Consider the following 14,058-nt stretch of genomic DNA (forward strand, 5'->3'; position numbering starts at 1 on the left):
CCACGTATCCTCGATCCGGTGCGGATCCTTCCCGATCAGCAACTGCGCCACATGCTCCTTCAAATACGCGGCAACAGCCAACTCCCGGCCGTTCAGCGTGGCATCACCAATACCCGTCACACCATCCTCGGTGGTGATCCGAAGGGTCACAAAGTTCCGGGACGGGCTGGTAACGAACACATCGGCGGCAACGATTTTCATGGCTGGCTTTCGGGTCGGGTTTCTGAAGGTCTGGAATGTCAAAGGCTGGGGTCAGCGCACGGTGCTGCCCCGGGCGGCATCAAGCAGGGCAAGTTCGTCGGTCCGGGGCAGCCCTTCCCAGTCGCCTCGCGTGCTGACGGCGAAGGCGCCTGCCAGGATGCCGTGGTGCAGGCGGCCGGCGGTATCGACGCCGTCGAGCCGCGCGGAGAGGTAGCCGGCGGTGAAGGCGTCCCCGGCCCCCACGGTGTCCACGCAGGTCACGGCGAGGGCCGGTGCTTCCAGGCATCCTTCAGCGGTATAGACGGCGGCGCCTGCTGCGCCGCGCTTCACCACCACGTCGCTGACTCCGGCGTCGAGCAGCCGGGCCGCGGCGGAAGCTTCGTAAGTAGCAGTCCCTGCCGCCCCGCTCCCCTCGTCCGCCGGGGCAATCAGGTCCAGTTCGTCGTCGGACGCGATGACGATGGTGGCGTGCCGCGCCAGGGGGCCGAGCACCGCCTTCGCCTGGTCCCGGGACCAGAGCTTGCTGCGGTAGTTCACGTCGAGGCTGACCACTACACCGTCACCGGCCGCCCGTTCCGCGGCGTATTCCACGGCGCCCCGGGCTTCCGGGCTGAGCGCTGCGGTGATGCCGGTGAGGTGCAGGATCCGGGCGCCGCCATCCAGCGCGGCGGACACGTGCCCACGCGAGATGGTGGACCCCGCGGACCCTGCGCGGTAGTAGAAGGCCCGGCTGAGGTCTGCGGTGCGCTGCTCCAGGAACATCACCCCAGTGCTCCGCTCCGGGTGGACGCTGTGGTGCAGCTGGACGCCTTCGCCCCGGAGTTGCTTCAGGATGAACTCGCCGTGGGGATCCGCCCCCACGCACCCGGCCCAGGCCGCCGTGTGGCCAAGGCGGGCAACGCCGATGGCGACGTTCGATTCCGCCCCGGCCACCTGCATGTTCAGGGTCCCGCCGGAGGCCAGCGGGCCGGTGGACCGAAGCGAGACCATGGACTCGCCGAAGGTCAGCAGGTCCACCGTCACGAAGGGGTCCCGGTACGGGCCGCGAATTCAGAAGCAAGGCCCAGGAAACGGCGGGCGCGGTCCCGCATGTCCGAAAGGTCGCCCCCCGAGGCCGCCGTGCCAAAGAGCGGACCACCGAGGCCGACGGCGATGGCCCCGGCTTCCCAGTACCCGGCGGCTTCGTCCAGGCCCACGCCGCCGACGGCGATGAAGGGGATGTCCGGGAAGGGATCGCGGACGGCCTTCAGGTAACCGGGGCCCCCGATCGAGGCGGGGAACAGTTTGATGGCGGTGGCGCCGCGTTCCATCGCCTCATAGGCCTCGCTGGGCGTCAGCGCCCCGGCAAGGACGGGGATGCCGGCGTTGGCGGCCTCGCTGATCGAGGGGGCCAGGGAGGGGGTGACGATGAACTGGCCGCCCGCTGCGGTGACGTGTTCGACGTCGGCCTGGCTGAGGACGGTGCCGGCGCCCACCAGGCAGCCGGCCGGGGCAGCCGCGCGGACTTCCCGGATGGCCTCCAGCGCGTTGGGTGTGGTGAGGGCGATCTCCACGTACTGGAATCCCTCCTCCATGGCGGCCAGCGCGGCCTTGGCGGCAGCACCGCCGTCGTTCCCGCGGACGATGCCGACGAGGCGCGCCTGCCGGATGCCGGCCAACAATTCGGCTGGCGTAACAGCTGCATTTTGCGATGTCATGGGGTTCACCATTCTGCGAAGGATCCGTCGGGGTGGCGCCACACCGGTCCGCGCCAGGCGTGGCCGCGCTTGTCCGCTGCCCGCACCACGGCCTCATCAATTTCGACGCCGAGTCCGGGCCCGGTGAGCCGCTCGATGTGGCCATCGACGAACTTGAACGGCGTCTTGTCCACCACGTAGTCCAGGACTTCGGCGCCCTGGTTGTAGTGGATCCCGATGCTCTGTTCCTGGATGAGGAAGTTGGGCGTGGCGAAGCCCACCTGCAGGCAGGCCGCGAGCGCCAGGGGGCCCAGCGGGCAGTGCGGCGCCAGCTGGACTTCATACACTTCGGCCAGCGCGGCGATCTTGCGGACCTCGGTGATCCCGCCGGCGTGCGAGAGGTCCGGCTGCGCCACGGCGATGCCTGCCTGCAGCGCGGGCAGGAATTCCTGCCGGCTGTAGAGCCGCTCCCCCGTGGACACCGGGGTGGTGGTGGAGGAGGTGAATTCGCGCAGCAGGTGGGTGTTTTCCGGGACCACCGGTTCCTCGAGGAAGAAGGGCCGGAACGGCTCCAGCAGGGGCGCCACCCGCCTGGCGTTGGCCAGGCTGAAGCGGCCGTGGAAATCGACGGCGACGTCCCGGTGGTCGCCCAGCACCTGGCGGGCCGCCGCGACACGGCGGACGACGCCGTCGATCTCGGCGACTGACGCCACCGGGCTCATCCGGCCGCTGGCGTTCATTTTGACGGCGGTGAGGCCCACCTCCAGCTGCGCGCTGATCTGGTCAGCCACCTCGTTCGGTTCGTCGCCTCCCACCCAGCCGTACATCCGGATCCGGTCACGGACGTGACCGCCCAGGAGCTGGTGCACGGGGGTGTTGAAGTGCTTGCCGGCAATGTCCCACAGCGCCTGGTCCAGGCCGGACACGGCACTGGCCAGGATGGGGCCGCCGCGGTAGAAGGACCCTTTGGTCATGACCTGCCAGTGGTCTTCGATCCGGAGGGCGTCCCTTCCGATGAGCAGCTCCGAGAGTTGCCCGACGGCGGCACGCACCGTTTCGCTGCGGCCCTCGCAGGTGGCCTCGCCCCAGCCCACGATGCCGCTGTCGGTTTCGATCCGGACAAAGAGCCAGCGGGGGGCAACGAGGAATGTTTCGATCCGGCTGATGACGGTCACGCGGCGGTTCCTAACCCTTGGTGGCGCCGGCGGTCAGGCCGGAGACGATGTACTTCTGCGTGAAGAGCGCAATGATCATGATGGGGATGGTCACAACGGTGGCCGCGGCCATCAGCCCGCCCCAGTCGATGCTGGCGTAGGAGACGAAGTCGAAGATCGCCACCGGCAGGGTCTTGGTCTTGGCGCCGGAGAGCACCAGGGCGAACATGAAGTTGTTCCACGAGAAGATGAAGGACAGGATGCCGGCCGTGGCAATGCCGGACACCGCCAGCGGAAGCGTGATCAGCCGGAACGCCCCGATCGGCGTGAGCCCGTCCACCTCAGCCGATTCCTCCAGTTCGAGGGGCAGTGAGTCGAAGTAGCTCATCATGATGTAGACGATCAGCGGGAGCGCGACGAACATGTGGCTGAGGATCAGCACCTCGAACTTGCCCACCATGCGCAGGTTGGAGAAGACGTAGTACCAGGGCACCAGCAGGGAAACGCCCGGGATGACGCGGGCCATCAGGACCACCAGTGCGGAACGGTGCATGCTGAACCGGCTCATGGCGTAGGCAGCGGGGACGCCCAGGACGATCGAGAGCGCGGTGGAGACGAAGGCCACCCAGAAGCTGTTGACGATGAACACGAAGTAGTTGTTGCGCTGCAGCACGTTGGCGTAGTTCTCGAACGTGGGCGAGAACAGGAACGCCTTGCCCGTGTCGTAGATGTCCACGTTGGTCTTCAGCGACGCCAGGAGCATCCAGAACAGCGGTGCCAGCAGGAACAGCACCACCACAATCAGGGCCACCACCCGGAACACCTTGTAGGCGCGGGTGCCCAGCGGCTTGCGTCGGCGCGGGGCCCTGCTGGTGGCGGTGGCGGCGGAATCTGTCATGACGGTCATTTGCTTACCGCTTTCTTGCGCATGGTGAGCAGCCACATGGAGCCGATGATGATCATGAAGAACAGGATCAGCACCGCCGAGGAGAGCCCGTACTGGTTGTAGTCGAAGCTCAGCCCGTAGGCGTAGACGTTCAGCGTCTCCACTTCGTGGAACGAGCCGCCGCCTTTGCCCTTGGTGGCGTAGAGGATGTCGAAGGTCTTCAGGGCATCGATGCCGCGCAGCAGGATGGCCACGATCACGGTGGGCATCATGAGGGGCAGGGTGATGTAGAAGAACCGCTGGAAGGCGTTGGCGCCGTCCACGCGGGCGGCCTCGTCCGGTTCATCGGACAGGGAGGTCAGGCCGGCCAGCAGGATCAGGACCACCATGGGGGTCCACTGCCAGACGTCCATGAAGATGGTGGTGCCCAGTGCGGTGTCCTGTCCGGACAGCCACGGCTGCGGCGGGATGCCCACCATGCCCAGGAGCTGGTTGACGAAGCCGATGTTGGGATCGAAGATCAGCCGCCACATCATGCCGACGGCCACGGGGGTGGCCACCAGCGGCAGCAGGATGGCCACGCGGACCCACTTTTCCCCGCGGAAGGGCCGCCACAGGAGCAGGGCCACGCCCATTCCGAGGACCACTTCGAAGGCCAGCGCGACGCCGGTGAAGGCAAGCGTGCGTCCCACGGCAGGCCAGAAACGCTCGAAATCACTGAGGACCGTGAGGTAGTTCTGCAGCCCGATGAATTCCGTGGCGGCCCGGACGGAGCCCTGGGAGTCGGTGAGGCTGAGGTACAGGGTCCAGGCCAGGGGGAAGATGATCAGGACGCCGACGAAGATCATGGCGGGCGCCGCGAAAAGCCACTTCCGGTGCCGGTTGGCCCAGGCGGACAAGCTCCCCCCGGCACGGGCGGGGCCACCGGCCCGGCGGGTGCGGGCGCTGCGGGGTGGGTTCATTACAGACATGGTTCACCTAAGGAGTTTTGGGGGTGAAGTGGGCCGCGCCGGGACGGCGTTGGGGGCCGTCCCGGCGGGCTGGTACGGCGCATCCGCGCCAGGCGTCCTACTTCTTTTCGCTGTCCAGGAAGGTCTGGAAAGCAGTCTGGGCGTCGTTTGCCGCGGCCGCGGAATCCGCGCCGGTGATGGTGGCAACGATCGGGGCGCCCACGATTTCGCGGGCCTTGCCTACCGTGACAACCTCGGGCCGGTCGTGGCCCACGCCGTTCTTGGCGCTGGCGGAGATCGCCTCAGCCAGGTCCTTGGGGTAGGTGGAGGTCCCGTCGGGGTTGGACCAGACGGAGGTACGCGGGCCCGGGACGCCGGCCTTCTGGGCTGCCAGGGTGCGCTCCTTGCTGGTGGCCCACTGGATGAACTTCCAGGCGTTTTCCTGGTTGCTGGAGTTCTGGTTCACGCCCAGGGCCCAGGAGGGGATGTTGTACGGCTTGGAACCGGCGGGGCCGGCGGGCAGCGGTGCGAACCCGACCTTGTCCGCCACCTTGGACTTGGCGGGGTCCGTGGCGTTCTTGTAGAGCGAGTCAGCCTCGGTGTAGAAGGCGGCGCCGCCCTGGGTGAAGATGGCCATGGCCTCGGGCCAGCTCATGTCCGTGCTGACATTGGCGGGGCCGTAGTTCTTGATCAGGCCGCCGTAGTAGGCGTAGGCCTTCTTGGCTGCATCGGTGTTGACCGAGGCCTTGCCGCTGGAGTCCATGAAGTCGCCGCCGAAGCTGTACAGGAAGCTGGAGAACTGGGTGACGGCGGCGGACTTGCCGGTGCGGGCCACGAACCCTGCGGTCTCCGGGGAGGAAGCCTTGATGGCCTTGGCGGCCGCTTCCAGTTCATCCATGGTCTTGGGCACCTGGAGTCCCGCGGCCTGCAGCAGGTCCTTGCGATAGTACAGGACCTCGCGCTCGGTGATGATCGGCACGCCGACCACCTTGCCGTCAACGGTGGTGGCCTTGACCGGGCCCTCCTGGTAGTCCTTCCAGTCCCAGTTGGAGTCGGAGGAGACGTTCTTGGTCAGGTCCGCCAGGTAGCCGTTCTTGGCGAAGGCCTTGCCCTCCTGCAGCGGGCGGTACATCATGACGTCGATTTCGTCGCTGCCTGCGTTGAGCTTGACGTTGTACTGGTCCGAGAGCTGGTCTTCGCCCAGCTGGGTGAGTTCGACCTTCAGGCCGCTGGACTTCTCGAACTCCGGAATGGCGGCCTTGATGCCTTCGGTCCACACGTGGTTGGCGAGGGTGACGCGGACGGTGCCGGACTCCTTCGCCTGGTCGCTGCCGCCTCCGCCGCCGCTGCAGGCGGTGAGCCCCAGCGACATCGCCGCGGCCACGGCCGCGTACTTCACAATTGAACGCCGCTTCATTACGACTCCCTTTGCCTTTGGGCCCGCATCAGCGCGGGCTGGTTACAAACGCCTCGTTACGTCTGCTCTGTTCAGCGAGCATAGACAAATAAGGCAGACATATACAAGACCTTGCTATGCCCCCATATGATTTATTCATGACCATCCCAAAGGCGGCGTTGTCCCCTGACCTGCATTCATCGCTGGTCGAGAACCTGGGGCTCGCCATTGCCGAGGGAACGCTGGCACCGAACTCCATCCTGCGGCTGGATGAGCTGGAGGCGCAGCACAAGGTGTCCCGGTCCGTGATCCGGGAGGCCACCCGCGTCCTGTCGTCCATGGGGATGCTCGAGTCCCGCCGCCGCCTGGGCACGGTGGTCCAGCCCGAGGCGAGCTGGAACCTCTACGATCCGCAGGTGATCCGGTGGCGGCTGGCATCGGCCAAGCGGCTGGAGCAGCTGCGGGCCTTGAACGAACTGCGTGGCGCCATTGAGCCGCAGGCCGCGCGCCTGGCCGCTGAACGCGCATCCCTGGATGAGGCCAGCGACCTTGTCTCGATGGCAGCCCGGCTGTGGGCTACGGGGCAGCGCGGGGACCAGGGGGAATTCCTGCGGCTCGATATCGACTTCCACGCCGCAGTCCTCAATGCCTCCGGCAACCTGATGTTTTCCCAGCTGCACAACCTGGTGGCGGAGGTGCTGGCCGGGCGGACCCAGCACGGCCTGATGCCGCATCTTCCGGACCACGAGGCGCTGCAGCTGCATGTTGATGTGGCCAGCGCGATCCAGCGCGGGGAGGCCGCTGCCGCGCACGCCGCCATGAGCAGGATCGTGGAGCAGTCCACCGAGGAAATGGGGGACATCTGGTCCAGCAGCCACGCGGCCGAAGAAACGCCAGGGCAGCCCTGACCCGTCTCCGCGCTTAAGGCCTCCGCGCCGCCGCCAGCTGGCCCGCCAGGAAGTCCAGTGCCGCCTGCCCCTCCGGCAGCCCTGCGGTGTGGTTGAGATGGCCGTGCACTGCGCCCTCGGCCAGGAAGTAGGACACCGGAACCCCCGCCCGCTCCAATGCCGAGGCAAACTGCTCGGTTGAGCCGCGGGCGTCGTCGTACTCGCAGGCAAGCAAAGCGGTGGGCGGAAGTCCGGCAGGGTCCGCGTAGCCGGGCATGGCGTAGGACGGTGCCATGCTGACCGGACCCCCCACGTAGTTCTCCGCCGTCCGGATGCAGTCCTCCAGCGTGAACCGCAGGTGCCGCGGCAGTCCGGCCATGACCGAATCGTCCAGGCCTCCGGCCGGCGGCGGGAGTTCGGCGTCCAGGAAGGGATAGGCCAGCAGCAGTTTTGCGGGCAGTGGCTTGCCGGCGTCGATCAGGTAGAGCGCGGCGCCCACGGCGAGGTTGCCGCCGGCACCGGCCCCGCCCAGGCAGAGCAGGTCCGGATCCAGGCCCAGGGATGCGGCGTTCTTCCGCGCCCAGAACCATCCGGCCAGGGCGTCATCATGCGGGACGGGAAAGGACACGCCGTTGCGCGCCAGGCGGTAGTCTACGGACAGCACCGGCGTCCCCTGGGCCGCGAGCACCCGTGCCAGGTAGTCCGATTCGGGGATGTCAACGCTCCCGCTGACGAAGCCGCCGCCGTGCAGCCACACCAGGGCGGGGCTGCCGGCAGCGGCCGCCTCACCATAGATCCGGATGGCCACCGGCCCGTGCCGGCCGTCCGCCGTCACCGTTCGGATGGGGACGTCGGGCCCGGGCGACCGCACGGCGTCCGGGTTGAGGAACTGCGGGCCTTCCGGCCTGGCCAGGTACTCCGCGAACCCCGCGTCGGGCGCCTGGGCGTCGTTCCCGGGGCCAGCCGCCGGCGCTGACGCGGCAGGTTTGGTGGGTGTCATGCTGCGCCCAGCTTCCGCGAGAAGTAGCCGACGGCGGCTGCCAGGATGGCGTCCATCCGGTCCTCCGCGCCGAAGAAACAGTGGTCCCCGCCCTCGATGGTCACCACGTCGTGCTCGACGCCGGCTTCGGCGAGGGCGGCGGCCAGGAGTTCGGTCTGCGAGTGCGGGACCAGGCCGTCGGAGTCGCCGTGGACCAGCAGGAACGGCGCGGCGCCGGGGGTCACGTAGCTGACGGGGCTGGCAGCCGCGAGCAGGTCGCGGTCATCCGAGCCGCCCACCAGCATGTATTCCGGCTGCACGGACATGCCTGGCGGCACGGCAGCGGTCAGTGCGGCGGGGAACAGCCCGGCCGGCCGCTGCATGGGCGGGATGTCCGCCAGGGAGGAGACACCGTAAAAGTCGACGACGGCGCTGACGCTGCTTGGGTGCCCCTGCGCGCCGAGGCCGCCCTCGAGGTCCTGGCGGTTTCCGGTGAGTCCCAGGAGCGCGACGAGGTGCCCGCCGGCGGATTCGCCCCAGGCGCCGAACCGTTCCGGATCGATGTTCAGCTCCGCGGCGAATTCGCGGAGGTACCGGACGGCGGCTTTGAGGTCGTGGAGTTGCGCCGGGAAGGGGGATTCCAGGGCGTGCCGGTAGTCCGCCGTGGCGCAGGCGATGCCTGCCTGGTTGAGCAGCCGGAACACGGAGTCCGGCGCGAAGGTGGGCGGCAGCTCCCGGCGGTCGCCCAGCTGGAACGCACCGCCGTGCACCCACAGCACCAGCGGCGTGGGTCCGGCGGTGTTGCGGGGCAGCCAGATGTCCAGCTTCAGCGGCCGGAAGCCGAGGGCGCGGGCGTACGTCACTTCGCGGTACACCAGGGACTCCCCGCCGGCCTGCTCCGGCGCACCGGGGGCGTCGTAGACCGGGAAGGGCGGAACGGTCCGGCCTCCCGGGCGGGAAACATCGCGGGAAGGGTCGAGTACGTCGTTGGCGCGGTCCACTGTCATAGTGTGCTCCTCATCAGCTCGGGTTGGCTGCTGTCCCCGCCGGGTGCGGCCAGGAAAGTATGGTGTCCGGGCCCGACGACGGCGGCCGCCCGGCCGGGCAGCAGCACCTCGGCGGTGGTGCCGGCGGGGATCATGGCGGTGAGCGTCAGCACGCCGTCGTCCGGTGCGCCTTCAAACGCTGCCGCCTCCGGTGCAGTCCCCGCCGAAATGGTCCACGCCACCTCGATCAGGCCGCGCGGCCCCTGGTGGGAAGTGGTGGCGGAGGTGATGCTGGCCCCGGGCCTGGGCTCGATGACGAGCCGTTCCCAGCCCGCACTGTCGTGGGCCTGCCGCAGCCCGGCGGTATACCGGTGCAGGAAGGACACCACCGCGCCCTTGCTGTAGTGGTTGAGCGACTGGCGGGCGGTGCCGCGGGCGTCGATGCCGTTCCACAGTTCCCACACAGTGGTGGCGCCGCGGTCCACCATGGCGAGCCAGGACGGTTCGGAGTCCTGCATGAGGAGTTCGTAGGCGAGGTCCAGTTCGCCGTTGTCCGCCAGGACGGGCAGCAGGTAGGGCGTGGACAGGAAGCCCGTGCCCAGGTGCGTGCCGGCGTCCCGGATCAGTCCTGCGAGCTGCGCGGTGACGGTGGCGCGGCGTTCCGGGCTGACCAGGTCAAAGGCCAGGGCGCGGACGCAGTTGGCCTGGCTGGCTCGGGTCACCTGCCCGGCGGCGTCCAGGTATTCCGTTTCCCAGGCGTTCCGGACGTTCGCCGAGAGTTCCGCCAGTGCGGCGGCTTCCCCGGCGAACCCCAGCACCCTGGCGATGCGGGCCATCAGGTCCGTGGTGTGCCGGTAGTAGGCGGTGGCCACGATGCCGTTGTCCGCGGTGCGGGCGGCAAACAGGTCAGGTTCGGGGCCGCCCGGTTCCATCCATTCGCCGAAGTTGAAGCCGGTGTCCCACAGGTACTGCTCGTGGGCGGCCGGGAGGGGCGCCTGAGCTGCGCGGGCTGCGTGCCGCTGGGTTTCCGCGGTGGTCCGGACGAAGCCCAGCCAGCGCTGCATCGCGTCCCAGTTTTCGGCGAGGATTGATGCGTCCCCGGTGGCCAGGTAGGCCTCCCACGGCACTATGACGATCGCGTCGCCCCAGCCGGCGGACCCATTGGTGAATGCCATGAACTCCGCGGAGGTGGCAGCGGGTCCGGGCGAGGGCGAAATGTTGGCGATGACGCCGTTCTCCCACTGGTCGGCTCGGACGTCGCGGAGCCATTTCCGGGAGAATCCGGTGACGTCGAACAGGTAAGCGGCGGTGGGGATGAACAGCTGCCAGTCCCCCGTCCAGCCGGCCTTCTCGCGCTGCGGACAGTCGGTGGGGACCTCGCAGGAGTTGTCCAGGAAGCTCCATTCGACGATGTCATGGAGCTTGTTCAGCCGGGCGTCGCTGCAGCTGAACGTGCCGATCCGTTCCAGGTCTGTCCGGACCAGGCAGGCGGAGATGTCCGCCGGCTGCAGGCCCGTGGCGAGGCCCTGGACCGAGACGTATTGGAACCCGTGCGTGGTGTGCCGGGGCTCGAAGACCCCGCCCGGGGCGCCGGAGGCGGTGACGGTGTCCACCTGGCCGGCATCAAGGAAGGCCCCCGGTGCGCGGAAATTGTGCGGCCGCAGGTGGTCCCGGGTGACGTCACCGTCCGGCCCAAGCGCCTCGCCGTATTCCAGCGTGACGGTTCCTCCCGGGGCACCCAGCTGGGACAGCCGGACCCAGCCGTGGATATTCTGGCCGAAGTCCACCACCTGGTGGCCGTTGGGAAGGCGGGTGATGGACACCGGCGCCAGTTCCCGGGTCACGCGGGTGGGAGGGGCGAGGGGTCCGGTGAGTGCCGTAAAGCCGCCGGGACGGACGACGGCGGGACGTGCCCCGGGTGCCGTGCCTGCGGACAGTGTGCTCCCGCCGTCGTGCATCCGGAAGTCAACCCGCTCGCCCGCCATGAGGTCGGCGCTGGTGATCTCCGTTGCGGACACCAGCCAGGAGCCGTCGGTGCCGATGGTCTGCCGGCCGGCCGCGGACTCCACCTCGAGCTGCGCAAGGAGAGCTGTTCGCGTGCCGTACATGCCGGCGTCGCGCGCATACCCGAAGGTGCCGCGGTACCAGCCGTCGGTGAGGACGGCGCGGACTGTGTTGGAACCTTCGACGAGCAGGTCCATGACGTCGTAGGCCTGGACCTGGAGCGTGGTGTTGTAGCTGGTGGAGCCGGGTGTGAGCTGCTGGTCGCCCACGCGGCGGCCGTTGATGAAGAGTTCGTAGATGCCGTGGGCGGTGGCGTACGCGCGGGCTTTGTGCGGGGCTGCGTCGAGCGTGAAGGTTTTGGTGAAGGCGTAGCCGGGGCGTTCCCCCGCCGCCGGGATCTCCGGCTCGTCGGCGCCGATCCACTGCGCTGTCCAGTCGGTGGCGTGCAGGAGGCCCAGTTCCACCGTCATCGGCTGGGACCAGCCGGTTGGTGTTTCGGTGCCGTCTTCGCCGGAGTTCCAGGTGCGGACGCGCCACTCGAACCGGCTGCGGGAGTCCAGCGCGGGGCCGGTGTACGGGATGCCGCTGCACGCGGCTGATTCCTGCCGGCCCGTGTCCCAGCCGTTGCTGGCGGTGATCCGGTACGCCGTCTGGCTGCTGGTGCCGGCGGGCGGCGTCCAGCCCAGCCGGGGCGTGGTGACGGTCAGGCCCAGCGCCGCAGGCAGGTGTTCGGCCCGAAGCCGGGTGGGGGCGGTCATGCGGCGGGACTCCTGAAGTGCGGTTGCTGGGAGTTCCAGCTTTGCGTTTCGTGACTTCCCCTCCACAGGGAGCTTTCAATGGTTGGAATAGTATTGTGGTTCAGCTCACTGCTTTCCCCGTGGGCCACAGGAACTGCCAACGGCGCTAGGAACCACTGCCATGACTGCCACTCCGGAAACGGACACCCCGCCTCCGCGCGGAAAGCGGCCCAAACAGGGCGAACCCGTCATCGACCGGGCACTGAGCCTGCTCGCCGTTTTCTCCGACCGGCGCCGCGCGCTGACACTGTCCGAACTGGCCCGCCACGCGGATATGCCTGCCCCCACGGCGCTGCGGCTGATCGCCCGGCTGGTGGCGTGGGGTGCCCTGGAGAGGCTCGACGACGGCCGGTACGTGGTGGGGGTCCGGCTGTGGGAAGTGGCATCCCTCTCTCCGCGCGGGCACGGCGTGCGGGAAATCGCACTCCCCTACCTTGAGGACCTGTTCGAGGTCACCCGGCACCACGTGCTGCTGGCGGTCCGGGACAACGAGGAGGCGGTGCTGATCGAACGCCTGTCCGGGAAGGACGCCACAGAGGTGGCCTACCGGGTGGGCGGCCGTGCGCCGCTGAGGTCCACCGCCATCGGCCTGGTGTTGCTGGCCGGGGCGGACCAGCAGTTCCAGGAGACCATCCTGAAGCGCCCGCCGGAAAACGAACCCGGCGTGCCCGAAATGCCCGAAGGCCAGCTGCGCAGGACCCTGTCCGACGTGCGGCGGACCGGTATCGCGATGATCCGGCGGACCGTCCCGTCCCGCACCGTATCCGTGGCCTCCCCCATCTTCGATGCGCAGGGCGCCGTGGTGGCGTCGCTGTCCATCGTGGTTCCGGACGGTGCCACGCCGCCCAACGTCCTTGCCCCGGCGGTCCGCGCCGCCGCCCGCGCCGTGTCCCGCAACCTGGGCTTCCAGGCGCAGGCGAGCACCGGGGTGTGGACCCACTCCCGGGGGTAGCGCCGGCTACGCCGGCGCCTCGGCGTTCCGTGCGAAGGTGCGGGCAGCCCGTGAACCCGCCGCGGCGCTGGCCCCGATGGTGATGAGGGCGCCCAGGATCAACGCCGAGGCTTCCCCCGGTTCCAGCAGGGACAGCTGGGAGCCGATGGTGGCCGCGGCAACCGGCACGCCCAGCTGGGATGCCGACAGGACGGCGAGCGGCAGCGGCTGGCCCAGCAGGCGCAGGCTGCCGTGCACCAGGAGGGTCCCCGCTCCAAGGCAGACCCCGAGGAGAACCATGGCCGGGGTGCCGGCGAGCGCGCGCAGGTCCAGCGACGCGCCCAGCCAGACGAAGAACACCGGCCCCAGGAAGCCGTCGCTGACTGCGAAGAGCTGGTGCGCCAGCCGGCGGGGTTCACCCACTGCCGCCACCACCAGTCCGAAGGAGAATCCGGCGAGCATGACGGACACGTGGCCCGCCACGGCAAGCCCGGACAGCGCGAAGAGCAAGGCAAGCTGGATCCGCAGTTCCAGGGCGAACTTCCGTTCCTCGGACACGTCATGCACCCGACCGCGGGTGCCGCTGAGCTCCAGCCAGCGAAGCACGAAGAACAACACCACCGAACACGCCGCGACGGCGGTCGCCCCGATGGCTGCCCTCGGCGCGTTGGGCGGATCGACGGCCAGCGGAAGCGCCACAATGCAGGCGATATCCGCCACCGCCACCTGCGCCGTCGTCGTCAGGACCTTCGGTCCCGCCAGCCGCAGGGAATCGACAATGGGCAGCACAAGGGCGGCTGACGAGGAAGCGAGCAGCACGATGTAGAGCGGCGCATGTCCGGTGCCGAAGGCGAACGCAATGACGGTTCCTACGGCAGCCGCGAGGGCCGCAGCGATGGCAGCCCGCAGCGCGCCGCCGCCCAGGGCGGGACGGATGGCCTGGTCCCGTACCGGCACGTGCGTTCCGGCGACGAACATGATGAGGGCGAATCCCACATCGGCAACGAACGTGAACGTCGGATCTGTGGAATCCACGAGCCCCAGTCCGGTGCGTCCGATGGCGATTCCGGCCAGCAGTTGCCCGAGCACCATGGGAAGGTGCCATGTCCGGGGAAATGCCAGCAAGGGTCCGAGGAGCGCGACGGCGGCGATCAGCGAAAGCTGGAAGAACGACACCTGCCTCCTTTTGCCGGCGCGCCCGGACCGATACC

General features: G+C 68.8%; 12 protein-coding genes and 1 pseudogene. 2 read left to right on the forward strand and 11 right to left on the reverse strand.

Annotated elements, in window-relative coordinates; all coding sequences use genetic code 11:
- The 7 genes and pseudogenes from AB0280_RS09830 to AB0280_RS09860 form a co-directional block, all read right to left on the reverse strand.
- A pseudogene (locus AB0280_RS09830) lies at positions 1-201 on the reverse strand (bifunctional D-altronate/D-mannonate dehydratase); the annotation flags it as partial.
- A 51-nt stretch (positions 202-252) separates the two neighbouring features.
- Positions 253-1,224 (reverse strand): sugar kinase, encoded by a 972-nt coding sequence (locus AB0280_RS09835; RefSeq protein WP_366367107.1) that lies wholly within the window; start codon positions 1,222-1,224, stop codon positions 253-255.
- Positions 1,221-1,898: a bifunctional 4-hydroxy-2-oxoglutarate aldolase/2-dehydro-3-deoxy-phosphogluconate aldolase gene (locus AB0280_RS09840; protein ID WP_224024381.1), complete on the reverse strand. Its 678-nt coding sequence runs from the start codon at positions 1,896-1,898 to the stop codon at positions 1,221-1,223. The genes AB0280_RS09835 and AB0280_RS09840 overlap by 4 nt, the downstream gene beginning before the upstream one ends.
- Before the next feature lie 5 nt (positions 1,899-1,903).
- The gene (gene dgoD / locus AB0280_RS09845; protein WP_275181900.1) at positions 1,904-3,052 is read right to left on the reverse strand and encodes a galactonate dehydratase; all 1,149 of its coding nucleotides are present in this window, start codon (positions 3,050-3,052) and stop codon (positions 1,904-1,906) included.
- A gap of 10 nt (positions 3,053-3,062) precedes the next feature.
- Complete coding sequence (locus AB0280_RS09850; protein ID WP_159634066.1) at positions 3,063-3,938, reverse strand: carbohydrate ABC transporter permease; 876 nt, start codon at positions 3,936-3,938, stop codon at positions 3,063-3,065.
- Positions 3,935-4,879: a carbohydrate ABC transporter permease gene (locus tag AB0280_RS09855; RefSeq protein WP_236560915.1), complete on the reverse strand. Its 945-nt coding sequence runs from the start codon at positions 4,877-4,879 to the stop codon at positions 3,935-3,937. Before AB0280_RS09855 ends, AB0280_RS09850 begins: the two co-directional genes overlap by 4 nt.
- A gap of 106 nt (positions 4,880-4,985) precedes the next feature.
- A complete protein-coding gene (locus tag AB0280_RS09860) occupies positions 4,986-6,284 on the reverse strand; it encodes an ABC transporter substrate-binding protein (protein WP_159634072.1) in 1,299 nt (432 codons plus the stop codon).
- A gap of 137 nt (positions 6,285-6,421) precedes the next feature.
- On the opposite strand from AB0280_RS09860, the gene AB0280_RS09865 reads away from it, so the two are divergent.
- Positions 6,422-7,171, forward strand: a complete 750-nt coding sequence (locus AB0280_RS09865; RefSeq protein ID WP_366367110.1) for a FadR/GntR family transcriptional regulator — start codon at positions 6,422-6,424, stop codon at positions 7,169-7,171.
- A gap of 13 nt (positions 7,172-7,184) precedes the next feature.
- Here the strand turns inward: AB0280_RS09865 and AB0280_RS09870 are convergent, their stop codons facing one another.
- The 3 genes from AB0280_RS09870 to AB0280_RS09880 are packed head-to-tail and all read right to left on the reverse strand — an operon-like array spanning position 7,185 to position 11,877.
- Complete coding sequence (locus AB0280_RS09870) at positions 7,185-8,150, reverse strand: alpha/beta hydrolase (protein WP_224024374.1); 966 nt, start codon at positions 8,148-8,150, stop codon at positions 7,185-7,187.
- Positions 8,147-9,136, reverse strand: coding sequence for an alpha/beta hydrolase (locus AB0280_RS09875; protein ID WP_366367112.1), 990 nt, complete (start codon positions 9,134-9,136; stop codon positions 8,147-8,149). Before AB0280_RS09875 ends, AB0280_RS09870 begins: the two co-directional genes overlap by 4 nt.
- Entirely contained in the window at positions 9,133-11,877 is a 2,745-nt protein-coding gene (locus AB0280_RS09880) for an alpha-L-rhamnosidase (RefSeq protein WP_307487450.1), read from the reverse strand. Before AB0280_RS09880 ends, AB0280_RS09875 begins: the two co-directional genes overlap by 4 nt.
- A gap of 160 nt (positions 11,878-12,037) precedes the next feature.
- Between AB0280_RS09880 and AB0280_RS09885 the strand changes: the two genes are divergently transcribed.
- Entirely contained in the window at positions 12,038-12,868 is an 831-nt protein-coding gene (locus AB0280_RS09885) for an IclR family transcriptional regulator (protein WP_307487448.1), read from the forward strand.
- Between the two features lie 6 nt (positions 12,869-12,874).
- On the opposite strand, the gene AB0280_RS09890 is transcribed toward AB0280_RS09885, so the two are convergent.
- Positions 12,875-14,023, reverse strand: coding sequence for a cation:proton antiporter (locus AB0280_RS09890; protein ID WP_159634090.1), 1,149 nt, complete (start codon positions 14,021-14,023; stop codon positions 12,875-12,877).
- Between the last annotated feature and the right edge of the window lie 35 nt (positions 14,024-14,058).

The organism is Pseudarthrobacter sp. 902506025 (assembly GCF_040702325.1).
In the GTDB taxonomy this organism is placed as follows: domain Bacteria; phylum Actinomycetota; class Actinomycetes; order Actinomycetales; family Micrococcaceae; genus Arthrobacter.

Coding starts and splice junctions, on each gene's coding strand:
- AB0280_RS09840 (WP_224024381.1), bottom strand. CDS start 1,898: ATGACATCGCAAAATGCAGCTGTTACGCCAGCCGAATTGTTGGCCGGC.
- AB0280_RS09850 (WP_159634066.1), bottom strand. CDS start 3,938: ATGACCGTCATGACAGATTCCGCCGCCACCGCCACCAGCAGGGCCCCG.
- AB0280_RS09855 (WP_236560915.1), bottom strand. CDS start 4,879: ATGAACCCACCCCGCAGCGCCCGCACCCGCCGGGCCGGTGGCCCCGCC.
- AB0280_RS09860 (WP_159634072.1), bottom strand. CDS start 6,284: ATGAAGCGGCGTTCAATTGTGAAGTACGCGGCCGTGGCCGCGGCGATG.
- AB0280_RS09865 (WP_366367110.1), top strand. CDS start 6,422: ATGACCATCCCAAAGGCGGCGTTGTCCCCTGACCTGCATTCATCGCTG.
- AB0280_RS09870 (WP_224024374.1), bottom strand. CDS start 8,150: ATGACACCCACCAAACCTGCCGCGTCAGCGCCGGCGGCTGGCCCCGGG.
- AB0280_RS09875 (WP_366367112.1), bottom strand. CDS start 9,136: ATGACAGTGGACCGCGCCAACGACGTACTCGACCCTTCCCGCGATGTT.
- AB0280_RS09880 (WP_307487450.1), bottom strand. CDS start 11,877: ATGACCGCCCCCACCCGGCTTCGGGCCGAACACCTGCCTGCGGCGCTG.
- AB0280_RS09885 (WP_307487448.1), top strand. CDS start 12,038: ATGACTGCCACTCCGGAAACGGACACCCCGCCTCCGCGCGGAAAGCGG.